Annotated in this window: 24 protein-coding genes and 2 pseudogenes; 18 read left to right on the forward strand and 8 right to left on the reverse strand. The window is 69.8% G+C overall.

What is annotated here, in order from left to right; genetic code table 11:
• Positions 1-157 precede the first annotated feature (157 nt).
• The 3 genes from AAHZ94_RS03795 to AAHZ94_RS03805 are packed head-to-tail and all read right to left on the reverse strand — an operon-like array spanning position 158 to position 3685.
• Positions 158-919 carry a succinate dehydrogenase/fumarate reductase iron-sulfur subunit gene (locus tag AAHZ94_RS03795; RefSeq protein ID WP_349990497.1) on the reverse strand — a complete coding sequence of 254 codons (762 nt, stop codon included), beginning with the start codon at positions 917-919 and terminating at the stop codon, positions 158-160.
• Positions 916-2982 carry a fumarate reductase/succinate dehydrogenase flavoprotein subunit gene (locus AAHZ94_RS03800; RefSeq protein WP_349990499.1) on the reverse strand — a complete coding sequence of 689 codons (2067 nt, stop codon included), beginning with the start codon at positions 2980-2982 and terminating at the stop codon, positions 916-918. Before AAHZ94_RS03800 ends, AAHZ94_RS03795 begins: the two co-directional genes overlap by 4 nt.
• A gap of 1 nt (position 2983) precedes the next feature.
• Complete coding sequence (locus tag AAHZ94_RS03805) at positions 2984-3685, reverse strand: succinate dehydrogenase cytochrome b subunit (protein ID WP_349990500.1); 702 nt, start codon at positions 3683-3685, stop codon at positions 2984-2986.
• An 84-nt stretch (positions 3686-3769) separates the two neighbouring features.
• Between AAHZ94_RS03805 and AAHZ94_RS03810 the strand changes: the two genes are divergently transcribed.
• The 4 genes from AAHZ94_RS03810 (at position 3770) to AAHZ94_RS03825 (ending at position 7212) form a co-directional block, all read left to right on the forward strand.
• Positions 3770-4702, forward strand: coding sequence for a LysR family transcriptional regulator (locus tag AAHZ94_RS03810; protein ID WP_349990502.1), 933 nt, complete (start codon positions 3770-3772; stop codon positions 4700-4702).
• A 413-nt stretch (positions 4703-5115) separates the two neighbouring features.
• The gene (locus AAHZ94_RS03815; protein WP_349990504.1) at positions 5116-5604 is read left to right on the forward strand and encodes a hypothetical protein; all 489 of its coding nucleotides are present in this window, start codon (positions 5116-5118) and stop codon (positions 5602-5604) included.
• A 113-nt stretch (positions 5605-5717) separates the two neighbouring features.
• On the forward strand, positions 5718-6155 hold the full coding sequence (locus AAHZ94_RS03820) for a hypothetical protein (protein ID WP_349990505.1): 438 nt from the start codon (positions 5718-5720) through the stop codon (positions 6153-6155).
• A 223-nt stretch (positions 6156-6378) separates the two neighbouring features.
• On the forward strand, positions 6379-7212 hold the full coding sequence (locus tag AAHZ94_RS03825) for a hypothetical protein (protein ID WP_349990506.1): 834 nt from the start codon (positions 6379-6381) through the stop codon (positions 7210-7212).
• Here AAHZ94_RS03825 and AAHZ94_RS03830 read toward each other — a convergent pair.
• Positions 7161-8003, reverse strand: a complete 843-nt coding sequence (locus AAHZ94_RS03830; protein WP_349990507.1) for a hypothetical protein — start codon at positions 8001-8003, stop codon at positions 7161-7163. The genes AAHZ94_RS03825 and AAHZ94_RS03830 overlap by 52 nt on opposite strands.
• Positions 8004-8249: 246 nt before the next feature.
• Between AAHZ94_RS03830 and AAHZ94_RS03835 the strand changes: the two genes are divergently transcribed.
• The 5 genes and pseudogenes from AAHZ94_RS03835 to AAHZ94_RS03850 all read left to right on the forward strand — a co-directional run bounded on the left by AAHZ94_RS03835 (position 8250) and on the right by AAHZ94_RS03850 (position 12323).
• Complete coding sequence (locus AAHZ94_RS03835; protein ID WP_349990508.1) at positions 8250-8630, forward strand: hypothetical protein; 381 nt, start codon at positions 8250-8252, stop codon at positions 8628-8630.
• Positions 8631-9490: 860 nt separating this feature from the next.
• Positions 9491-10345 (forward strand): alpha/beta fold hydrolase, encoded by an 855-nt coding sequence (locus tag AAHZ94_RS03840; RefSeq protein ID WP_349990510.1) that lies wholly within the window; start codon positions 9491-9493, stop codon positions 10343-10345.
• Between the two features lie 198 nt (positions 10346-10543).
• Complete coding sequence (locus AAHZ94_RS03845) at positions 10544-11062, forward strand: BlaI/MecI/CopY family transcriptional regulator (protein WP_502964572.1); 519 nt, start codon at positions 10544-10546, stop codon at positions 11060-11062.
• A 1-nt stretch (position 11063) separates the two neighbouring features.
• A pseudogene (locus AAHZ94_RS36325) lies at positions 11064-11432 on the forward strand (M56 family peptidase); the annotation flags it as partial.
• A complete protein-coding gene (locus AAHZ94_RS03850; protein WP_502964573.1) occupies positions 11424-12323 on the forward strand; it encodes a M56 family metallopeptidase in 900 nt (299 codons plus the stop codon). The pseudogene AAHZ94_RS36325 and the gene AAHZ94_RS03850, both read left to right, overlap by 9 nt.
• Positions 12324-12826: 503 nt before the next feature.
• Here AAHZ94_RS03850 and AAHZ94_RS03855 read toward each other — a convergent pair.
• Together AAHZ94_RS03855 and AAHZ94_RS03860 are read right to left on the reverse strand one after the other, a co-directional pair.
• Positions 12827-13858, reverse strand: a pseudogene (locus AAHZ94_RS03855) (NsdA family TPR-like regulatory protein); the annotation flags it as partial.
• A 48-nt stretch (positions 13859-13906) separates the two neighbouring features.
• A complete protein-coding gene (locus AAHZ94_RS03860) occupies positions 13907-15262 on the reverse strand; it encodes an NsdA family TPR-like regulatory protein (protein WP_349990516.1) in 1356 nt (451 codons plus the stop codon).
• 167 nt (positions 15263-15429) lie between these two features.
• Here AAHZ94_RS03860 and AAHZ94_RS03865 point away from each other — a divergent pair, with 167 nt between their 5' ends.
• The 7 genes from AAHZ94_RS03865 (at position 15430) to AAHZ94_RS03895 (ending at position 19123) form a co-directional block, all read left to right on the forward strand.
• Entirely contained in the window at positions 15430-15591 is a 162-nt protein-coding gene (locus AAHZ94_RS03865) for a DUF6879 family protein (protein ID WP_349990518.1), read from the forward strand.
• A gap of 14 nt (positions 15592-15605) precedes the next feature.
• Positions 15606-16139, forward strand: a complete 534-nt coding sequence (locus tag AAHZ94_RS03870) for a DUF6879 family protein (protein WP_349990520.1) — start codon at positions 15606-15608, stop codon at positions 16137-16139.
• Between the two features lie 442 nt (positions 16140-16581).
• Positions 16582-16773: a hypothetical protein gene (locus AAHZ94_RS03875; protein WP_349990522.1), complete on the forward strand. Its 192-nt coding sequence runs from the start codon at positions 16582-16584 to the stop codon at positions 16771-16773.
• Positions 16757-17281 (forward strand): DUF6879 family protein, encoded by a 525-nt coding sequence (locus AAHZ94_RS03880; protein WP_349990524.1) that lies wholly within the window; start codon positions 16757-16759, stop codon positions 17279-17281. The genes AAHZ94_RS03875 and AAHZ94_RS03880 overlap by 17 nt, the downstream gene beginning before the upstream one ends.
• Positions 17278-18111 (forward strand): helix-turn-helix domain-containing protein, encoded by an 834-nt coding sequence (locus tag AAHZ94_RS03885; protein ID WP_349990526.1) that lies wholly within the window; start codon positions 17278-17280, stop codon positions 18109-18111. The genes AAHZ94_RS03880 and AAHZ94_RS03885 overlap by 4 nt, the downstream gene beginning before the upstream one ends.
• A gap of 212 nt (positions 18112-18323) precedes the next feature.
• Positions 18324-18554: a DUF397 domain-containing protein gene (locus tag AAHZ94_RS03890; RefSeq protein WP_349990528.1), complete on the forward strand. Its 231-nt coding sequence runs from the start codon at positions 18324-18326 to the stop codon at positions 18552-18554.
• Positions 18555-18655: 101 nt separating this feature from the next.
• Positions 18656-19123, forward strand: a complete 468-nt coding sequence (locus tag AAHZ94_RS03895) for a hypothetical protein (protein ID WP_349990529.1) — start codon at positions 18656-18658, stop codon at positions 19121-19123.
• 235 nt (positions 19124-19358) lie between these two features.
• Here the strand turns inward: AAHZ94_RS03895 and AAHZ94_RS03900 are convergent, their stop codons facing one another.
• Positions 19359-19934 (reverse strand): TerD family protein, encoded by a 576-nt coding sequence (locus AAHZ94_RS03900; protein WP_349990531.1) that lies wholly within the window; start codon positions 19932-19934, stop codon positions 19359-19361.
• A gap of 70 nt (positions 19935-20004) precedes the next feature.
• Here AAHZ94_RS03900 and AAHZ94_RS03905 point away from each other — a divergent pair, with 70 nt between their 5' ends.
• Positions 20005-20148 (forward strand): hypothetical protein, encoded by a 144-nt coding sequence (locus AAHZ94_RS03905; RefSeq protein ID WP_349990532.1) that lies wholly within the window; start codon positions 20005-20007, stop codon positions 20146-20148.
• A gap of 265 nt (positions 20149-20413) precedes the next feature.
• Here AAHZ94_RS03905 and AAHZ94_RS03910 read toward each other — a convergent pair whose 3' ends face one another.
• A complete protein-coding gene (locus tag AAHZ94_RS03910) occupies positions 20414-21490 on the reverse strand; it encodes a PucR family transcriptional regulator (RefSeq protein WP_349990534.1) in 1077 nt (358 codons plus the stop codon).
• A 310-nt stretch (positions 21491-21800) separates the two neighbouring features.
• On the opposite strand from AAHZ94_RS03910, the gene AAHZ94_RS03915 reads away from it, so the two are divergent.
• Entirely contained in the window at positions 21801-22406 is a 606-nt protein-coding gene (locus tag AAHZ94_RS03915) for a hypothetical protein (protein ID WP_349990536.1), read from the forward strand.
• Positions 22407-22558: the final 152 nt, after the last annotated feature.

The following is a 22558-nucleotide window of genomic DNA, read 5'->3' on the forward strand; positions in this document are numbered from 1 at the left end:
CCCCCCCCCGCCCACCGCCCCGGGGCCCCCACCCCGGCCCCCCGGGGCGGGGGGGGGCCCGGGGCCGCCCCCGCTGGGCCCCCCCGGTGCCCGGGGCGCCGCGCCCGGCGCGGCGGGGTGGTTCGGTCGTACGGGGCCGGGTGGCCCGGTGGGTGGGTCAGTGTGTGGTGCGGCGTTGGCCGCCCTTCAGGGTTGCGCGCAGGTACTCGCGGTTCATCGCGGCGATCGTCGGCAGCGGGATGCCCTTCGGGCAGGCCGTGGCGCACTCGCCGGTGTTGGTGCAGCCGCCGAAGCCCTCCGCGTCCATCGTGCCGACCATGTCGAGCACCCGGCTCTCGCGCTCCGGGGCGCCCTGCGGCAGCACGTTCAGGTGCACCACCTTGGCCGAGGTGAACAGCATCGCCGAACCGTTCGGGCAGGCCGCCACGCACGCGCCGCAGCCGATGCACTCCGCGTTCTCGAAGGCCAGGTCGGCGGCGGCCTTGGGGACCGGCGTCGCGTGCGCGTCGGGCGCGCTGCCGGTGGGGGCCGAGATGAAGCCGCCGGAGCCGATGATCCGGTCGAACGCCGAGCGGTCCACCACCAGGTCCTTGACGACCGGGAAGGCCGACGCCCGCCACGGCTCGATGTCGATCGTGTCGCCGTCGTTGAAGTGCCGCATGTGGAGCTGGCAGGTGGTGGTGCGCTCCGGGCCGTGCGCCTGGCCGTTGATGACCATGCCGCACGCTCCGCAGATGCCCTCGCGGCAGTCGTGGTCGAAGGCGACCGGCTCGTCACCGCCGAGGATCAGTTCCTCGTTGAGGTGGTCGAGCATTTCGAGGAACGACATGTCCTCGCTGATCCCGTCCACCTCGTAGCTGGTCATGGCCCCCGGCTCGGCGGGGCCTGTCTGGCGCCAGATGCGCAGGGTGAGCCTCATGCGTAACTCCGCTGGGTGGGGTGGACGTACTCGAATTCCAGGGCCTCGCGGTGCAGCACCGGCGCCTGGCCGGTGCCGGTGAACTCCCACGCCGCCGCGTACGAGAACGACTCGTCGAGCCGCTTGGCCTCGCCGCCCTCGGTCTGGCTCTCCTCGCGGAAGTGGCCGCCGCAGGACTCGTTGCGGTGCAGCGCGTCCAGGCACATCAGCTCGGCCAGCTCCAGGTAGTCGGAGATCCGGTTGGCCTTCTCCAGCGCCTGGTTCAGCTCCTCGCCGCTGCCCGGCACCTTGATCCGGCGCCAGAACTCCTCGCGCAGCGAGGGGATGCGCTCCAGCGCCTTGCGCAGCCCGGTCTCGGTGCGGGCCATGCCGCACTCGTCCCACAGCAGTTCGCCCAGCTCCCGGTGGAAGGAGTCCGGGGTGCGGTCGCCGTTGTTGGACAGCAGCGCGTACAGCCGGTCGGTGACGGCGGTGACCGCCTCGTGCACGGCCGGGTGGTCCCGGTCCACCACCTCGTGCGGGTGCCGGGCCAGATAGTCGTTGATGGTGGCCGGCAGCACGAAGTAGCCGTCGGCCAGGCCCTGCATCAGGGCGGACGCGCCGAGCCGGTTGGCACCGTGGTCGGAGAAGTTGGCCTCGCCGACCGCGAACAGGCCAGGCACCGTGGTCTGGAGGTCGTAGTCCACCCACAGGCCGCCCATCGTGTAGTGGATGGCCGGGTAGATGCGCATCGGCACCTCGTACGGGTTCTCCGCGGTGATCCGCTCGTACATCTCGAAGAGGTTGCCGTACTTCTCCTCCACCGCCCCCCGGCCCAGCCGGGCGATGGCGTCGGCGAAGTCCAGATAGACGCCCTGGCCGCCGGGGCCGACGCCGCGGCCCTCGTCGCACACGTTCTTCGCGGCCCGCGAGGCGATGTCGCGCGGCACCAGGTTGCCGAACGCCGGGTAGATCCGCTCCAGGTAGTAGTCCCGCTCGTCCTCCGGGATCTGCGCCGGCGGGCGGGTGTCGCCCTGTGCCTTGGGCACCCAGATCCGGCCGTCGTTGCGCAGCGACTCGCTCATCAGCGTCAGCTTGGACTGGTGGTCGCCCGAGCGCGGGATGCAGGTCGGGTGGATCTGGGTGAAGCACGGGTTGGCGAAGTAGGCGCCGCGCCGGTGCGCCCGCCAGATCGCGCTGGCGTTGGAGTTCTTGGCGTTGGTCGACAGGTAGAAGACGTTGCCGTACCCGCCGGAGGCCAGCACCACCGCGTCCGCGAGGTACGTGGAGACCTTGCCGGTCAGCAGGTCGCGGGCGACGATGCCGCGGGCCCGGCCGTCGATCACGATCAGGTCCAGCATCTCGGTCCGCGGGTGCATCTCCACGTGCCCGGCCGCGATCTCCTTGGACAGCGCCTGGTACGCGCCCAGCAGCAACTGCTGGCCGGTCTGGCCGCGGGCGTAGAAGGTGCGGGAGACCTGCACGCCGCCGAAGGAACGGGTGTCGAGCAGCCCGCCGTACTCGCGGGCGAACGGCACGCCCTGCGCCACGCACTGGTCGATGATCTCCACCGACATCTCGGCGAGCCGGTGCACGTTGGACTCGCGGGCCCGGAAGTCGCCGCCCTTGACGGTGTCGTAGAACAGCCGGCGCACCGAGTCGCCGTCGTTGCGGTAGTTCTTCGCGGCGTTGATGCCGCCCTGCGCGGCAATGGAGTGGGCGCGGCGCGGCGAGTCCTGGTAGCAGAACTGCACGACGTGGTAGCCCTGTTCGGCCAGCGTCGCGCCGGCCGCGCCGCCGGCGAGCCCGGTGCCGACGACGATGACCGTGTGCTTGCGCCGGTTGGCCGGGTTGACCAGCTTCGCCTCGAACCGGCGGGTCTTCCAGCGGTCCTCGATCGGCCCGCCCGGCGCCTTCTCGTCCACCAGCGGCAGGCCGATGCCGTACGCGGTGTAGTCGCCGCCGGGGGCGGTGGGGGTGGCTGTGTCCGTCGGGGTGGCGGTGCCCGTCGGGGTGGGGTTCGCCCGGGCGCCGGCCGGGGCCGGCGTCGCGCTCGGCCGGGTGTCGGGGGTCGTGTCAGCCATGTCAGTCCACCAATCCGAGCATCACGCTCACCGGGATGGAGATGAATCCGCAGGTCATCACCAGTGCCAGGCCGTTCGATGCGATCTTCAGGGTCTGGGTGCGGCGGGCGCTGGCCACCCCGAGGGTCTGTGCGGCGCTCCACAGGCCGTGCCGGACGTGCAGCCCGACGGCGACCATGGCGGTGATGTAGATCGTGTTGCCGTACCAGGTGCTGAAGGAGGCCACGAGGTTCTCGTACGGGTGGCCCGACTCGGCCCGCTCGTTCACCGTGAGCGTGGTGAGGTCCAGGATGTGCCAGATGATGAAGAGGGTGAGGATCACCCCGCCCCACCGCATGGTGCGCGTCGCGTAGCTCTGCTGGGTCCGCTGGTGCACGTACTTCTGCGGGCGGGCTGCTAGGTCGCGGCGGCTGAGTTGGTACGCGGTGATGCCGTGCAGGACCACCGCGGCCAGCAGCACCGGCCGCACCAGCCACAGGAACCAGCCGTGGTGCAGGATCGGCTCGCCGATGGTGCGCAGCCAGTGCGCGTAGCCGTTGAAGTCGTCGGCGCCGAAGAAGACCTTGAGGTTGCCGGCGAGGTGGGCGATCAGATAGCCGAGCATGATCGCACCCGAGACGGCCATGATCGTCTTCTTGCCGACGGTCGACCGCCATACAGAGCCGATGAGGGACGGGGCGCGGTCCCGGGTTGCCAGTGCCATGACACCCGACGCTAAAGACACCCCGTGCCATCAGTCCAAGACATGAAAGAGCTTGTTCCCATAGCCGCTGGCTATCATCCGAGCATGCAGCTACAACAGCTCCGGTATTTCGCGGCCGTGGCCGACGTACGGCACTTCACGCGGGCCGCGGAAGCGCTGCACGTGGCACAGCCGTCCCTCTCGCAACAGATCCGGGCCCTGGAGCGGGAGCTGGGCGCCGACCTCTTCCACCGCGCCCGCGGCAACATCACCCTCACCGACGCCGGCGCGGCGCTGCTGCCGCTGGCCCGGCAGATCCTGGCCGACACCGAGACCGCCCGGCGCGAGGTGCAGGAGGTGGCGCAGTTGCGCCGCGGCCGGGTCCGGCTCGGCGCCCCGCCCAGCCTCTGCGCCAGCCTGGTGCCCGACGTGCTGCGCCGCTTCCACGACGAGTTCCCGGGCGTGGACCTGCTGGTGGACGAGGACGGGTCGCAGGACCTGGTCCGCACGCTGGGCGCCGGCGAACTCGACCTCGCCCTGATCATCAGCCCGCAACCCAGCCAGGGCCCGGCCCTGGCCACCACCGAGCTGCTGCACGAGGAACTGGTCGTGGTCTCCTCGCCCAGTTCCCTGCCCCCGGCGGGCGCCCGCCCCCCGATACGGGTCGGCGCCCTGCGCGGCAAGCCGCTCGCCATGTTCCGGCGCGGCTACGACCTGCGCGAATTCACGATGGCCGCCTGCCGGGCGGCCGGCTTCGAACCCACCCTGACCGTGGAGGGCGGCGAAATGGACGCCGTACTCGGCTTCGTGCGCGCGGGCCTCGGCATCGCCGTCGTGCCCGGCATGGTGGCGGCCCGCGCCGGCCTGCGGATCACGCCCTTCGCCGGCGCGGCCATGACCCGCACCATCGCGGTCGCCCACCGCAAGGACGTGGCCCCGCCACGCGCCGCCCGGGAGTTGCGCCGGGTGCTGCTGGAGTACTTGCGTCCGGCGGACCGGGGGGACGCGGCCGTGCTGGCGGGCGACCGGAGACGGTGAGGGGGCTCCACGGGCGGCGGCCTTCCCGCGGGGCGCGCTGCGGGGCGGGTGGCCGCGCCAAGGAGGCTCAGCGGCATGCCGGCTGCGTAGTTTGAGCCACGCTCCGGTGATTGGCCCCCCAATGCGCCTACGTCGGATCTCGCGAGTTCTGTGCAGATCGCGCATCGAACGGGATGTGAGCGAGCGGTAGAAGCGGCTTCACCGTGTTGCCGTAAACCGGCCAAGGTTCGCCCCGGTCCCGTCCTTTCCTGCTCTGCGTGCATAAGGTGATTGCTGTGTGTGTCTGCTGAATGAGTCGGCCCTGCGTGCATCGGCTTGACGGCTGGGGGCGTCGTTATATCCAACGCTGCGGATGCCCCTGTACGCCATCGTCGAAAAGCACAACCGCGTCATCCGGGAGTCCTGACTCGTCCATGCCGGCATCCGATCCGTACCAGGTACACAACATTGCGGCGCTCGCCGCCATCATGCTGGCTGGCCCTGCTGCCTTGATAGGGCTCGTCATCTACCTGTGTTCGTCGCTCACGCGGTTACGCCGTCACTCGCTGGTCACGGCGTATCGCGACCTTTCCCTCTCGTCCCTCGCCGCCTCGCTGGCCTTGTACCTGTGGGGTTGCGCGCATGTCGTCTTTCGTGAGCGGCAGGAGATCGGCAACGAGTGCGGAAAGGCTGGGGGTGCGGGGGCACGGCGAGTGGAAGCGTTTCACGGCGACTTCGTTCCGCTCCAACTCGTGTGCCGCACCGAGGGCGGAGGCACTCACACCGTCCTCATCCCCGACTACATCAACCCGTCCGTAGTCGTCACCCTGTCGCTCGCCCTGGCCTTCGGTGTTGCCGCATTCCTGCTCCACCGCAGGCAACTCGTCAGCGACGGGGCAGGGAAGGAAGGTAAACCCTTTTGAGCCACACCGAAATGAGATCGCCGTAAGTTTCTCACCGCAGTTGGATGCCGTATTCATGCCACGCCCCGGCCCCGCGCCGGGGCGTGGCTAGTCCGACAAGGAGTTGCGTCGACATGCGCCCGCGCTCAGCACGTTCCGCCGCCTCAGCCCTCGCCGTGCTTCTCGCCGTCGGCCTCGCGGCCGGTTGCGAGTGGACCGAGACCACGCCCGACAGTTCCTCGCGCATTCAGGAGGTTCTTCCCGCCGACCCGGACGAGGCACGGTCGAAGAAGAACGCCGAGGACTTCCGGGCCTGGGTCGACGACCACGGAACGCCGCGCCAGCGTGAGGCCGTGACCCGCGTGCTGAACATCATCGGGGAGTGGGACGAGGAGACCGGCAATGCGTACGTCTCCACGGACATCAACGGGGGGATGACGCCGGTGGAGAACAGCATGGCCTCGGCCACCGCCCTCGCCGAGGCGTTTGACCGGTGGCAGAACTCCGAGCAGGGCTTCGTCTCGGTGTACGACGTGGCCGGCAACGCGTTGATCGCCAACTACGAGTTCTGACCGGTTGCGGCCCGCCCGCCGAGTACCCCGTGCGCTGCGCGTGACAATGGGCCTGGTCCGGACCGGAGTTCTCCGTTCCCGCCGTTGTCGCCGGTCATGGTGTGGTGGAGGGGTTCGGCCGGGGCGGCCCCGGTGTGTGGTGGGCCCGGGGCGGGGTGGGTAGGGTGCCTCGGCGTGGGAGTCGTGCTGTTCAGGGGGTGTGTTCGTGCCCGGGGGTGTGCTCGTGTCGGCATCCGATCCGTACCAGACGCATGACGGCACGGTGCTGATCACCGTCCTGCTGGCCGGTCCCGTCGTCCTGGCCGGGCTGGTCACGTATCTGTGCGTGACGCTCATGCAACGCCGCCGGCGCCCGCCCGCCGCGGCCTGCCGTGACCTCGCCCTGCTGTCCGCGGCGGCCTCGCTCGGCCTGTACCTGTGGGGCTGCCTGCACGTGGCCTTCGCCGAACGGGCGGAGATCGCCAGGGCCTGCGTGAAGGCGGCCGGGGCGCGGCGGGTGGAGTCGTTCCACGGCGACTTCGTGCCGCTCCGGATGGTCTGCCGCGCCGAGGGCGGCGGCTCGCACACGGTCCTCGTCCCCGGCTACACCAACCCGTCCGTCGCCGTCACCCTCGCCCTCGCGGTGGTCCTCGGGGCGGTCGCTGCCGTGCTGTACGTCGTCAGGCGGGGTGTGGGGGACCGGGGCGTGGGGGACCGGGGTGGTGTGGGTGGCCCGAGTGGGCCGGGCGCGGGTGGTTCGGGTGAGCCGGGCCCGGGTGGGCTGGGTGAGCCGGGTCCGGATGGCCCGGGCGGTGCAGATGATTCGGGGGGCCCGGATGTGGGTGGTTCGGGTGGCCCGGGCACGGGCGGGCTCGGTGGCCCGGGCGCGGGCGGGCTCGGTGAGCTGGGTTCGGGTGGCCCGGACGGTGTGGGTGGGCTGGGGGATTCGGGTGGCCCGGGTGTGGGTGGTTCGGGTGGCCAGGACGGCGTGGGTGGCTCGGGTTCGGGCGGCCCGGGTGGGTGGGGTCAGCGGGCCGGTGGTGTGCGGAAGCCGCGGGCCAGCAGTTCCGAGCCGTAGCCGGTGCCGCCGCCGGTCTCCGCGCCCAGCCGTACGCCGCCGAGGTCGTAACCCGTGCGCAGCACGTCCTCGTGGTCCGCGGCCAGCACCACCCGCCGCGTGCTGTGTCGGAACTGGAGCACCTGCCACCGGCTGCCGACCGCGAACCGCGGCAGGTGGTCGGGGTGGACGCGATCGGCGATGACGGTGGTGAAGCGGCGGGCGGACGCGGGGCCGGACGGTCCATCGACCGCCGCGACGGGGCCGCTCGCCGTGGCGGGGGCCGGTGCCCCGTAGGCCGGGTCCGCCCCGGCACCCGGTGCCACCCCCACCTCAGGCCCGGGAGCCTCCGTCACCTTCGCCCCCTCAGGCCCGGGAGCCTCCGTCACCTTCGCCCCCTCAGGCCCGGGAGCCTCCGCCACCTCAGGCTCAGACACCCCCACCACCTCCGGCCCAGCAGGCGCCACCACCTCCACCGCGACCAGCTCGTAACCGCCGCTCTCGGTCTCCACGCTGGTCAGGCCGGTGACGATGGCGGTGCGGGGCGCGGTGTGGACCGCCGGCAGCTTGCGGAAGGCGATGCTGAAGGCCAGCCACGCCGCCGCGCCCTGGAGCGGCAGCCAGCCGGCCGCAAGGACCAGCACCAGCCACCGCGGGGCGTCCAGGGCGAGGGCCGCCGCCGCGGGCGCGACCGCGACGACCGCCAGCACGTACGCGCTGATCCGCAACAGCCGCGACTCGGACCGCAGCCGGCGCGCGGCAGGCGGGTACGGTGCGTCGATCCCCGGCCCGGCGCCGCCGTCGCTCAGCATGGCTCCCCCTCGCCCCCACCGGCCCCCGCCCCCGGGTCCGGCAGCCCCGTGTCCGTATGCGTCGTGTCCGTACGCGCCGACCCCGGCAGGTCCGGGCGGCGGGCCCCATTGTCGCCCGCCGGTGGTGGCCGGGCCAGGGTGGGTGCGCCTGGTCAGCGGGGTGGGTGGGGCGGTCCTTGCGCGGCCCTTGCGCGATCCTGGCGCAGGGGCCGGTTTTGAGTGGGCCGCAGGGGCTACCCGACAGCCATGAGCACGGAACAGAGTTCGGCGCGGGTGGGTGTGCACGTCTGTGGGTGTGACTGGGACGACGCGGACGCGGTGTTCCGGGTGTTGCGGGCCGCCTTCCCGGCGACCGCGGCCGACGAGTGGCCGGACGGGGGGCGGCCCGTCGACACCCAGTCCGACCGGCCCGTGGTGTGGTCGATGACGGTCGACACCCGCGAACCCGGCGCACAGGCCCCCGCCTCCCGCCTCACGGAGCCGGTCAACGTCGATCTCTACGGCACGGAACCCCCCATCCACCAGGTACGCGACGTCCTCGGCCGGCACTTCTCGGTGGCCGCCGAAGAGGCCGTCCCCGGCGACCAGGAGATGGAGGTCCGGATGCGCCTCGGCCCGACCGGCTGAGCCCCGGGCCGCGCGAGGCCGCGACGCCGCGACCACGCCGCCCGCGCTGGTCGGACGGTGGTGCGGTGGCAGTGGCTGGCTGGGGGCGTTCCGTCCTACGAGACGGGCGCGGCGGGGGCGCTCGGTGGCGCGTGGTGGCACGGCGGGGCGGGTGGACGGTTTACGGTACGAGGCTTTGCCGCCTTTTCGTGGCGGTCAACTCCCGTGTGGGAGAAGGTGGTTGGTGGGTGAAGCGGCCGGTCGTGGGTGGGCCGGCCGGTTGGGTGTGCCGGCGGATCGCGGATGATGCGAGCCCCCGGCCCGCTCCTGTGCACCCCTGGCCAGGGGCGGACAACGCATCGGACGGCTATTGAACATGGGCGACGGTTCTTTGTAGTTTGCTCGCCACGCCCAGCCGGGCGGACGCGGGTGCGCGCGGGGCCCTGGGGCCGCGGGCCCGCCGCCAACTGGCCAACCCACCCAACCGGCCCCCACCCAACCGGCCAACCGGCCACCCACCCGGCGGGGACACCCAACCGGCCACCCACTCGGCGAGGTCATCCACTCAGCGAGGTCATCCACCCAGCGGGGCCACCCACTCGGCCGGTACACCCACCCAGCGGGGCCGGTCCCGTCGGTCAGCAGTCGGAGGTCGGACCATCCGGGGCGCGAGGCGCCCCGCCACACCGGGCCCGCCGCGCCCCAGGCCGGCGGGCCGCACCAGGTCAGACCAACACCCAGCAACCCACCCCAGCTAGCGACACGGAAACCAGCATGGTCATAGGCAACACCCCGGGCGCCATCGGCTGTCCGGGCCACGAATCCACCCCGTCCGGGCCCGCGCGGCACCGGACACCCGCACCGGGTAGCGGGGTCGTCCGATGAGGGCAGGACCGGACCGGCTGGTCCTGCGCGAGGGCGGCCCGTTCCGCCTGGTGTGCCTGCCGTACGCGGGCGGCTCCGCCAGGTCCTTCAGCGGACTGGTGCGCCAGGTCACCGAGGACTGGACGGTGGTCGCCGCCCAGCCACCCGCCGAGCAGGACGACGGCAAGGCGCCCGACCTCAACGAACTCGCCGACCACTACGCGCAGTTGCTCGCCGAAGACCTCGCCGGGCCGGGCATCGTCCTCGGCCACAGCCTGGGCGCGGCCGTCGCCCACCGAATGGCCCTGCGGCACGCGGCCCGCTGGCCGGCCACCCTGCACCTCGTGCTCTCCGCGCCGCTGCGGCCAGGGCCGCCCGTCTGCCAGGTCGCCGGGCTCGACGACCCCTCGCTCCTGGCGGTGGCCAGATCGCACGGCATCGTGCCGGACCTGGGGGTGCCCGACGAGGTGGTGGCCCGGATGCTGCTGCCCGAACTGCGGCAGGACCTGGCCGCGCTCGGCACGGCCGGCTGGGCGCCCGAACCGGTGCCGGCGCCGGTCCATCTGCTGGGCGGCACGGAGGACCGGACCAGCCCGCCGTTCGTGCTCACCGAACTCGCCGACCAGTTGGCCGCCCGGGACACCCGCTGGGTGCGCGGCGGGCACCTGTTCGTGATGGACCAGCCCGAGGAGACGTTCGCCGCGCTCCGCAAGATCGCCGGCTGCCCGCCGGGCCGCCGCCCCGCAGTCGCCCCCGCCCCCGCCGTTTCGCTCGTCGCCGAGCCGCTTGCCGAACCGTCCCCCGAACCACCCGTCGTCGCGTCCCCCGCCCCCGAACCGCCCGACGCGGCCACCGCCCCCAGCGCTTCGTGACGCCCGACCCGTCGTGACCTGCGGCGCGTCGCGGCCGGTGGCTGCGCGCCCGCGTCCGCCCGTGTGCCAGGCGGTGGCCCGTGCCGGGGTCACCGCCGGCGGCCCCGCCCCGGGGGGGGGGGGGGGGGGCCGGCGGGGGGGGCGGGGGGGGGGGCCCGGGCCCGCCCGAGGGCCGGCGGCGCGGGAAGGAGCAGACCGGTGGGTGACGACAGGGACGAGGTCGAGGGCGAAGGCCGAGCTGCGGCGCAGCGCGGCCGGCGGCGCGGCCAGGGGGAACTGGAGGCACAGGTGATGCGGGTGTTGCAGGGAGCCGGCGAGCCGGTGACCGCGGCCCAGGTGCAGCAGGCGCTCGGCGGCGACCTCGCGTACACCACGGTCGTCACGATCCTGACCCGTCTGCACGGCAAGCACACCGTGACGAGACGGCGCGCGGGCCGCTCGTTCCTGTGGGCCCCCGCGGCCGACGAGGCGGGCCTCGCGGCGCAGCGGATGCGCCGGGTACTCGACGGCCACAGCGACCGTGACGCCGTACTCGCCAGCTTCGTGTCGGGCCTGTCGGCCGAGGACGAACGGCTGGTACGGGAGTTGCTGCACGGTACGGGTGCGGACGGGGTGACCGCCGCGCTCGCCCCGCAGGACCCCGCTGACGCGCCGCTCGGCGACGTACCGGGCGGCGCCCCGGTGTTCCCCGACACCCCCCAGGAACAGGAGCCGTGAGGTGGGAGTCTTCGTCGTGCTGCCACTGGTGCTGCCGCTGACGGCGTGGCCGATATCGCGCCTGGCCGAACGCCGCCTGCACCCCCGCACCGCGACCGTCCTGCTGACCGCGGTCGGCGCGATCCTCGCGGTGTGCAGCACGCTCTGCCTGGCCCTCCTGGTAGTGGTCGGCACCGCCCAGGTCCCCGGCAACCCCCTCCCCGACGGCTGGGCGGCCCCCGAGGTCCGCGCGGCCGTCCCGTACGACGAGAACGTGGGCTTCGCAGCGATCGCCGTCCTGGCCGCAGTCACGACGGCCTGCGGCGCGACGCTCTGGCGCCACTACCGGGTACGGGGCGCGGCCTGGCGAGCCCTGGAGGGCCTGCCGGCACAGCCGGCGCCGGGCGAGAGCCTTGAGCTTGCGAAATCCCTTGCGGTGGCGGGGCGTTCGACTTCCGGGGAGGGGTTGGAATCTGCGGAGTGCTCTGCTCCAGGGGGGCGATCGGCTGCGGCAGTGGGGGCTGCGGTGACGGGTCGGTCCGTGGTGGCGGACGGGCCGGTTGAGCACCAGGCCGCCTCCGCCGGGGGCACCACGACGCCCGGCCGCCCGGAGACCACGGCGGCGGTCGTACGCGATGAGGATACGGATGAGGCCACGGGGGTACGGGGCGAGACCACGCCCACCCGCCCCCCAGCAACGGCCCTCCCCCAAGTAACGGTCCTGCCGGACGAGTTGCCGTACGCGTACGCACTACCGGGCAGCTCAGGCGCGGGCCGGGTCGTGGTCTCGGACACGATGCTGGCCGGTCTGACGGAACCCGAGCGCCAGGCGCTGATCGCCCACGAACGGGCCCACTTGGCCGCCCGCCACCACCGCTACCTGCTGGCCTCCCGACTGACGGCGAGCGCCAACCCGTTCCTGCGCCCGCTGTGGACCGCGGTGTCGTTCAGCGCGGAACGCTGGGCCGACGAGGAGGCGGCGCGCGAGGTGGGCAACCGGCGCGTGGTGGCCACGGCGGTCGGCAAGGCGGCCCTCCTCTCGGCCCCCGCCCCGGCCCCCGGCATCGCCGGCTTCGCCAGCACGACCACCCCCGGCCCCATCCCCCGCCGCATCGCAGCCCTCCTCTCCCCCGTCCCCCCAACCCGCCTGTGGCCCCCCGCAGACGGCTCCCTCTACGCAGCGGCCCTCATCGCAGCAGCGGGCACGGCAGCCTCAGCCCTGTCCTCGCTGAACGCGGCGGTGGCACTGATTGTGGTGTTGAAGGCGGCTACTTCGTTGTGAGCTGGGGGTGGGGGGGTGGGTGCGGGTGCTTTGCGGGGGGGTGTTGTGGACTCTCCAGGGCTTATGACGACGAAGCAGCGGCGGTCGGGTTGTTCGGCACCCAAGCGTTGCGAACCCTCCAGGGCTGATGACGACCACCCCAACGGATGCCGAGCAGACCCAGCAGCTCATGTTGCGAACCCTCCAGAGCCTATGACGACCGTGGTCCGCGGTGGGCAACGTGCGCTCGATCCACGGTTGCGAGCCTTCCAGGGCTGATGACGACCGGGCCGCCCAGGACGAAAGGCCCCGGTCACGTACGGGTTGCGAGCCCTCCAGGGCTGATGACGACCCCGAGGGTAAAACCCCAGGTCACACGCATATTGCCACCCCCTCGCGGCAGCATTTTTGCAGCGATCCGCCGGTAATGCATCACCCCAGGTCACAGAGCCAGCAACAACCCGCGATCGGGCGTGCTGCCTCCCACGTTAGGGCCGACGGTGGGCCGTCTCCCGTGCTGCGAGCTAGACGCCCCGCTGCGCAAGCAGAACCCGTGCTCGGTCGCGGGTGTGGCGGGCCGTGTTGTTGGCTTGGTGGGGGGCCAGGCATTTGACGGCGGACCGGACTCGGTCGTCCACGCGGCCCGAATGCATCGCCGGGTAGTCATCGAGTACGCGATTCCACGTAGCGCACGCGGCGTCCAGGTGGCCAATTGCCAACTGCCGCTCGGCCAACAGTCCTCCGAAAATCAACCCCGAGCGGTGACTCTCGCCAGGCCCACGCAGTTTGAAGTGCTCGTGAAGGGACTCCACACTGCCTTTGGTGTCACCCAGTTCATGGCGCACCTGCGCCGTCGCGTACGCCAGCGTCGAGTAGTTGAAGCCGCCATGGGCCCCGCCTGGACTCGTGAGCTTGTCGAGTGCTCGTTCCGTTTCGTGCAGGCATTCCATGGCGGACCCCTTGGAGCCGGCGAGTGCATGACCGTGCGCTTGCTGGCCAGCCATGAAGGCTCGCATATAGGGGGTCGAGATCGGGGCCGTGTCAGCGGCGGCATTTGCGTATCGGGCGGCAATGGCGCCATGGCCCAGGTTGGCTGCCTGCACGCTGATGCCGCGGAGGATGTGGCAGTACGCCATGTGATCGTCAGCCGCGCCCGCGAGTTCCAATCCCTTGACGTAGTACCTCTGGGCGAGACCATGCGCACCCTCGTCCATCGCCATCCACCCGGTGAAGTAGCAAGCCATCGAAGCTGCCGTCAGCATCGCCTTACGGACGGATTCCGTAGCCGTCGCACGGAGGTATGGGGCCACGGTGTTCGTCAGGAATGCACTTGCCATCGGGCGGGCGTACTGACCACCCACTTCTCCGTCGATGACCTTCAACCGATCGATCATCGCATTCACTGAACTCACTTCGGCCTGGCCAATCCGCGCGTGTGGATTGACCTGAACCGCGTGCGCCCGTCCGGTCCCGTCGTGCCATGCAGGAATGGTGAGTGCTACGGAGGCGATCCCCGCCCCCACGACAGCACGTCGTGTTGCATCCACGTGCATCCTCCCGAGGTCACTCGACCCGCCTTACGGCACTATCCGGCAGTTCCACGGTTAGACGCCACGCTTCGCAAGCAGCGCCCGCGCCCGGTCGCGGGTGTGGCGGGCGGTGTTGTTGGCTTGGTGGGGGGCGAGGTGTTTGACGGCGGACCTTACCCGGTCATCGACTCGGTTTGAGTGCATGGTGGGGTAGTCGTCCAATACGCGATTCCACGTTGCGCACGCGGCGTCCAGGTGGCCGACGGCTAGTTGGCGTTCGGCTAGAAGGCCGCGGAACATCAGGCCCGAGCGATTGCTGTCTGAGGGACCACGTAGTTTGAAGTGATCGTGGAGAGACGACACACTGCCCTTGATGTCGCCCATTTCATAGCGCACCTGGGCCACGTGGTAGGCAACAGTAGAAACGCTGTAGCCACCCGTCACATAGCTGGTGGGACTGCTTGCCTGGTCCATGGCTCGTTCCGTCTCGCGGAGGCTTTGCAAGGCGGACTGCTTGTCTCCCACCATGGCGTAGCCGTGTGCTTGTTGGCCAGTCATGAACGCACGCTTGCGAGGTGTGGGTTCCACCACGGATGCCGCGGCGGCGTTGGCGTACCTGGCGGCTGCTAGGCCATGGCCCAGGTTGGCTGCCTGTACGGACATGCCACGGAGAATGTGACCGTATGCCGTGTGATCACCTGCGGCTCCGGCAAGCTCCAGCCCTTTCACGTAATACCGTTGAGCAAGGCCATGGAGCCCTTCGTCCATCGCCATCCAACCGGTGAAATAGCAGAACATTGACGCGGAACTCAACATCGCTTGGCGGCTGTCCGAAGAGGCGGATGCCCTGAGGTACGGAACGACAGTGTTGGTGAGGAAGGCACTTGCCATCGGGCGGGCGTACTGGCCGCCGAACTCTCCGTCGATGTTTCGTAGGTGATTGACCATCGCATTGACTGAGTCGACTTCGGCCTGTCCGATGTGCGCGTGCGGGTTGCTCTGAACCGCATGTGCCCGACCGGCGACCTCCGACCATCCCGGAATCGTGAGGGCGACCGAGAAGAGACCCACTCCTAATGCGCGTCGTCGTGTTGCATCCACCTGCACCCTCCCCAGGTCAATCAACTCGTCCACCACATCAGTACCCGTACGCGCGTGCGAGCTATCCTCAGGCTCCGGGAAGCCGGCGTCCGCGCAGGTGAGGGAGCGGCCCAGACCTCGGGCCAGGGCCTCTACTACGAGTGATCGCGATGCTTGATCGCGCGGCACCACACCCTTCTTCACCCACAGCCACGCCGCCTGTGAGCTGTAGGACCGCTTGGTCCCCCGCTCGGTGCCTACCTGATTGACCTTTCGGGCCAGTTGCTCGTACGTCCACTCGGCCTGACGGACCAACCGTTGCAGCTTTTCGTTAGGCGCCTGATCACCCATGGATCTCCCCTAAATTGACAGGAGTTGAGAGGGGTTGAGATCGACACGGTACCGCTGTCTGTAGCTGTCCGGTTGCCTAGAGCGAGAAGAGGGGGAACCTCACCGCGAGGAAGAGGCAGGCGGCGGAAGCCGCCATGGCACCCCTGGTCCCATCAAGATGGTGATCGGTGATCGGCTTGGCCAAGGACCTGAGCACGCTCTTCGACAGTTTTGCCACCGAGGCATTCCGGCTGGAAACCCTGGACGACTACGGCAAGTCGGGCAGCGTGGAGGCGTACGGCCTGTTTCGCGAAGGTCGGGAGAAGCCGGCTGACTGCAACGCCGACTGATAAGGAGGCCGTACGTGCTCTTGGACGGTGAGGACTGGACCGCCAAGGTTCAGGGGTTCAAGCGGGAGGCGTGGCGGCTGGAGACGCTGCCCTGGTATCGGGTGCCGAGTGAGGACGGGGATATTCGGGAGTTCCTGGCCGGGCAGCGGCTGGATGCGCAGAATTACTCTTCCGGATACACCGAGGGCCTGAAGCGGATCAGGGCAGAGGGGCGTTCCAAAGGGCGCGTACACATCGTCACGCGGCCCCTGACGGATTACCTTCGGTTCGAGTTCATGTACTACGACGTGCATGAAGCCGCCGGCGACGCGATCCGCATCCTCGACGTAACGGACCGGCCCAACCCCCTTGAAGGCGTGCAGGACTTCTGGCTCTTTGATCAGTCCGAGGTGGTCCTCATGAACTACGCGGAGGACGGGACGCAGATCAGCCGGGAACTGTACGAGGGAGACGTCGAACCGTACGTCGCGTACCAGCGCATTGCGCTCGCGGAATCGGTGCCGTTCAGGGAGTTCGTACGCCGTTGGCCAGCGAGTCTGGTGGGTTAGTTCGGCAGGCCGTGAGCGATGGTCATCGCCACGTCGTCATGTGACCGCGCCGGCGTGTCGGGCGCGGAGGGGCAGGCCCCGCCGGAGCGGTCGCAGCAGTGCCCTCGCCCACCGCCAGTAGTGCGATGGTGGGCCCTCCAGGTTAGAGGCGACTTCGTGGGTGGCCCGCTGGTTCCCGCGCCAATGCCCGCACGCGGAGCGCGCATACGGAGCTCCGTAGTAGTGCTTGCTGGTTCATGGGCATGGCATCCGCTGCCCACCAGAGGCTCGGTTCAGGACTCAAACATGGTGTGCGGTAGAGAACATGCGTCCGATTCTAGAGCGGTGTGCGAACAGCTACGCTGCGTCTCGGTTTCCCGTTCGTGCAACTCTGCACCCTTGCTTCCCTTGCTGTGCGCTCGGAATGATCGGACAGGCACTTGGCCACGAGGAAGGGAAGACAGTGAAGGTCACCTTGCTTGCGACGTCATGCGACAAGAAGGACTGCCCCACCATCTACAAAACTGATCGGGACACAGTCCTTGTGCAGGGGGAGACTCCTGCGGATCACGGTCTGACGATCCCGGTGCACGAATCACTCGTGGAGATCCCGATGGATCTCATCAGGAAGGCATTCGGTGGCCGTATTGGCTAAGGACTTGGGGGCCCTCTTCGATGAGTTCGCCACCGAGGCGTTTCGGCTGGAGACCCTGGATGACTACAGCAAGTCGGGCAGCGTAGATGCGTATCGCCTGTTCTGCGAAGGTCGGGAGAAGCCGGTCGATTACAACGCTGACTGGCTCGACGAGGTCAAAGCCCACGTGGACGCCGGGCGACGTGTCTATCGCGTCCACATTTTGACGCGGCCCCTGACCCCCTACCTGCGCTTCGAGCTCGGTTGGGGATATGTCACGAACGCCACGGCGGGCGAGGAGTTCTTCATCCTCGATGTGACAGATCGCGGCAATCCCTTGCCCAATGTCGGGGATTTCTGGCTCTTCGACTCCACCGCTGCGGCTCCCCTGCACTACGGGGAGGAAGGCGACTTCATCGGGAGCGAGGTGTTGTCGGGAGAGCGAGGGCCTGAGTACGCCGCCTACCGGGACAAGGCCCTGGCCCATGCCGTGCCGTTCGTTGACTGGTGGGCAAAGTACCGAGAGTGAACCGTTCTGAGCTGGGCACAGCGTTGCGGGTGCTACGACAAGCCTCTTGCAAGGAAGCGAAGGCGGTGGCCCGCAGCGCTGTCATGTCCGCTAGCAAGCTAAGCAAGATCGAAACTGGGAAGCTCGCCCCAAGTGCTGACGACGTAGATCGAATCCTGACAGCTATCGGTGTCTCAGATGACGCCAAAGCGGAATACATGGAGGCAGCGCGGGCGGCTGCCACAGAAGCCACGGCATGGCGCCTGATCCAGCGAGCGGGGCTACACAAGGCGCAGAAGCAGCTACAGGCCATTGAGGCCCGTATGAGCATCCTGCGACTGTTCCAACCAGCTTTGATGCCGGGTCTACTCCAGACTCCGGAGTACATGCGGTCTATTCTGTCCCGTCACGACGACCTGACTGAGGAATCCGTGCGGCGCACGATAAGCGCCCGCCTGGAGCGACAGCAGGTGTTGTACGACACAAGCAAGACTCTCCAGTTCGTCATCACGGAGCCGGTGCTGCGTTGGCTTATCGTGCCGCCGCTCGTCATGGCTGGTCAATTGGACAGGATGATCAGCCTGTCCCGGCTACCCAATGTCCAGATCATGGTCGTGCCCCTGGCCGGGCCCAAGCGCGATATTCCTAACCATGCCTTCGTCGTCAGAGACGACCGTGCTGTGTCGGTGGAGACGGTACACGCTGAAATAGTGGTTACTGACCCAAAAGATGTTTCCCTCTATCTGGCAAAGTTCGATGGGTTCGCCGAGAGTGCGATCGTCGGGGGCGAGCTGAGAGCCTTTCTGGAGAAGGTTAGAGACGACCTGTTGCGGCAACAGGAAACTGGTTAGGTTTCGCACCCTGCCGGTTCGATGATGTCTCCATGTCGATCGAACCGAGAATCCACGGGTGGAAAGGCCCGCCAGGGTGGCGGACGAATCAGGTCCTCATTCAGCCGGGATTCCTACCCCGTGTGGCTGAACAACCGATCGACCTGTCGCAGAAGCGGAGCCGATGCCAGCTCTGCGCATTCTCGTCTCCGACCTCACAGGAAGGCACACCCATGCCAGGAACCGACCTGTACAGCCTGCCCATCGACGGAGTCACGTTCCGTAGCGCGTGTGGAGGTAACACGCATCCGGACGGGGAATCCTGCGCCACGCTGGCGCAGATTGGGCCCGATGCCTGGGCGTTGGGTGACAGTAAGCGGCCCGGGGCGGAGCCGTTGCGGTTCACCACCGCCGAATTGAATGCGGCGGGCATTGACCCGGTGCGCTTCGGTAACTCGGCCTGACGGCCATTGTCGGTGTCCGCCGGCTCTGGTCCGATGCTCGTCGGGAGCCGGGGCCGGTCGGGCATTTCCCCTCGTCCCTCTGCGCTGAACGGGAACGAAAGTTGCACCACCACGGCTATCTGTGGACCGGCTCGAAGCAACGCTTCGACGAGGAAGCGCTGCGACGGCCTCCCCATCCTGATGCTCCGCCGCCAGAGGTCAGGCCAGAATTGATGCAGCGGTATCGCGAAGTGAAGTCATCTTTCCCCGTTGTGGACCTTCCGCCGCTTGAGACGGCGTACTGGCTGATCAAGCCGAGGGCGTTGATTCGAAGTACGTGGGAGGAGCCGAAAGAAGCTGCGGATTGGCTGCGGGAACGGCTTGCTGAGTACGTACCCCGGTTCGCTTCCGGAGGGGACCATGATCTGACGCGGCTTGCACGGCTGGGTGAATCCGCTGCCGAGCAACTCGCGTGGGGCGGCGACGTGTCCTACGGCTGTTACCTCGAACAGCCGTCGTTCCTGTCCCTGGCCTTGGTGTGTTGTTCGCCAAATCGCGCCAGGCCGGAACTGACCTGTCCGGAACGGTGACCCCGCCCCATTTTCTCCACAGCCCCCCGCCAGGGGAAAGGGCTGCCCGGCCAGGGGGCGGGTCCGGGCAGCCCCGTATGGGGTGGGCTGGCTGCTCCGGGAGGGGAGGACGCAGCCCGGGGCGGGTTGGTGGCCCGCCAGGGTGAGGGGGCGGTGGGGCGCCGGGGCTTGGGCCCGCAGTCGTCCGCGGGTCCGTGGCTGTCGTACCGGCAGCCTCCGCCCCTCACCCGCTTCGTCAGACGTTGACGCCGAAGTCCGCCGCGATGCCGGCCAGGCCCGACGCGTAACCCTGGCCCACCGCGCGGAACTTCCACTCCGCGCCGTTGCGGTACAGCTCGCCGAAGACCATGGCCGTCTCCGTGGAGGCGTCCTCGGAGAGGTCGTAGCGGGCGAGTTCGACGCCGTCGGCCTGGTTGACCACGCGGATGAACGCGTTGCGGACCTGGCCGAAGCTCTGGCCGCGGGACTCGGCGTCGTGGATGGAGACCGGGAAGACGATCTTCGTGATGTCGGCGGGGACCGCGGCGAGGTTCACCTTGACCGCCTCGTCGTCGCCGTCGCCCTCACCGGTGAGGTTGTCGCCGGTGTGCTCGACCGAACCGTCGGGGCTGGTCAGGTTGTTGTAGAAGATGAAGTGCCGGTCGGAGGCGACCTTGCCGCTGTCGTTGCACAGCAGCGCGCTGGCGTCGAGGTCGTAGTCCGTCCCGGTGGTCGTCCGCACGTCCCAGCCGAGGCCCACCACCACGGCCGTCAGGCCCGGGGCCTCCTTGCTCAGCGAGACGTTGCCACCCTTGGCCAGCGAAACACCCACGACGTGTCCTTCCCCTGATGCCCTGCGTCGACTGTCGGATTAAATCTACAGCAGTGTAGAAGTTTGGTGCGTGCCCGATTCCGATCGCGGCTTCGATCTCGATTCCGACCCTTGCCTTGATCTCGGTCTCGGTCTCGGCCTCGGTGCCGCCGCGCCCCGCTTCGCCGCCTACCGCTCGGCTCGCCGCAGCCGCAAGCGCACCCCAGAACCGTGACCCACTCCCCGAACCAGGATTACCGAACCACGAATACCGAACCACGAACCCCGTACCCCCACCCCAACCCACCGCGTGCGCCGCACAGTACGGGAAAATCAGCCGCCCGCACCCCCTCCGGCGGAGAACCGACGGACACACACCCAACCCGGCGCGCCAGCCACCCGCCACCGCACCCCACTCCAACCCCACTCCAACCCCACTCCAACTCCACCCCACCCCCCGCACCTCACCCCACCCCCATGCCCAGGCCGCGCGCCAGCGCCTACCCCGCCTCCCCCCAAGCCTCCTCCTCCGGCCACCCCATCAACCTGGCGCCGATCACGGCAGTTTGGAGGGTGTAGCGGTGGACCGGGTCGCTGGGGTCGGCGCCGGTGAGTTTGTGGATGCGGTCGAGGCGGTACGTCATGGCGCGCACACTCAGGGACAGGCGGCGGGCGGCCACCGCGGCCACGCACCCCGTGTCGAAGTAGGCGACCAGGGTTTCCAGGAGCGGTCCGGCGCCGCCGCGGGCCTGTTGGAGGGGGCCGAGCACGGTCCGTACGAGGTCGGTCATGGCCTGTCGGTCGCGGCTGAGGACCGGGTAGACCAGCAGGTCAGCGGCGTGCAGTACGGGATCGTCGAGGTTCACCCGGGCGGCCAGGTCGAGCGCGTTCAGGGCCTCCTCGTAGGAGTGTACGACGCCGCCGACGCCGGGGTGGGCCCGGCCGATCGCCACCCGCCCGCCGTCGGTCGCCGCGTACGCCTGCTTCGCGAAGTACTGGAGCACGTCGGGTTCGTCGCTGGGCGCGATGCAGATCAGGCGGCCGTCCTTGGTGGTGAGCAGGATGCGCCGGTCGCCGAACCTCGCCAGCAGTGAGGATTCGATTCTGCGGGTCACCGGATAGCCGTCGTCGTACGGCTCCGGGCCCTGCGCCACGGCGACCGCGTGCGCGTGTGCGAGGAGGAGGCCGAAGCGTTCGGCGCGTTCGGCGAGCCGGCCGAGGTCGCTGCGCCCGTACAGCAGGTCGTCGATGAACTCCCGGCGCGCGGCCTCCTCGCGCCGCACCGCGAGCCGCTGCGCCCGCTCGTGGCCCTCCGCGAACGCGTCGACTGCCTGGGTGAGGGCGGCCAGCAGGTGGCCGGCGTCCGCCTGCGACACCTGCGGGTGGACGGCCTGCGCGGTGGTCAGGTGGGCGTGGACCAGGGTCCGCAGCCCGATGCCCGCTTCCGCGGCGCGTTCGCCCCGCTCGCGCAGGGCCTCCAGCTCGTCCCTGACCAGCCGCCGGCCGGTCGTGCACGCGCTGGTCAGGATCTCCGCGCAGCCCGCAAGGTAGTCCTCGGGTATGTCGCGCTCGGCCATCGTTCCTCCGCTCCTCGCGCGGCCTCGTTCCCTGGTGGCGCGCGGAAAACAAGGGTGACACGGGGCAGGGTGGCGGCACGCGACCGGCATTAAGAACCCGTAAAGACTGCCGGTCACCGGCAATGTGGGCTCGCGCGCGCGGCTGTCACAATGGGGTGGCCGGCACGAACGAGATCAACTGGTGCCGGTGGACGGAAAGGAACGCTCCGCGGCCCTTGGGTCGCGCTCCGACGTGGAGCGCGGCCCTGCGGCCCGCGGGGCACGACACTGCCGCGGCCGGCGGGGGGCGCCGCGACGGAGGGGGCTGACCATGGGCGAATTCCTGAGCGGGGCCGCCGGTCTGCCGACCGTGGTGTTCCGCGCGGCCCTGATGGTGGTCGTCGGCTTCTGGCTGTTGGTCCTGGTCGGCGGCGCCGAACACGACTCCTTCGACACGGACGTCAACGCCGACGCGCTCCACCTCGGCGGGGTGCCGGTGGCCGTCTCGTTCTCGCTGTTCGTCGTCTTCGGCTGGCTGTTCAGCTTCACCGGATCGGTGCTGCTCGCCGACTCGGGGATGCCCGGCGCGCCGCTGCTCTCGCTCGAAGCAACCCTGTTCGGCGCCTCGATCTTCTGCGCCTGGTGGCTGACGCGCCGCCTGGTCGGGCCACTGGCCCGGCTCTTCCCCGACGAACCCGGGCCGTCCCGGCAGGACTTCATCGGCCTGACCTGCACCATCCGCACGGGGCGGGTGGACGCGCGGTTCGGTCAGGCCGAGGTCACCGCCACGGACGGCTCCACGGCGCTGGTGCAGGTGCGGCAGCAGGACGGCGACCGGCTCGGACTCGGCAGTACGGGGTTGCTGTACGCGTACGACGACCTGGGCGAGTTCTTCTGGGTCGCCCCGTTCGACGCGGCACTCGATCCGCGCGGCTGATACGGCGGAGTGGCTGCCCTTTGCGGGGTGACCGGCGCTGCGGGCTGGCTGCCTCTGGAGGGTGGCTGGCTCGACGGGGGTAGCTGGTCCCCGGCTCTTGGCGCTGCCGCCCGACGCCTGCCGCCCGACGCCTGACGTCTGGCCTCTGACCT

This window comes from Streptomyces sp. HSW2009, from assembly GCF_040240285.1.
In the GTDB taxonomy this organism is placed as follows: domain Bacteria; phylum Actinomycetota; class Actinomycetes; order Streptomycetales; family Streptomycetaceae; genus Streptomyces.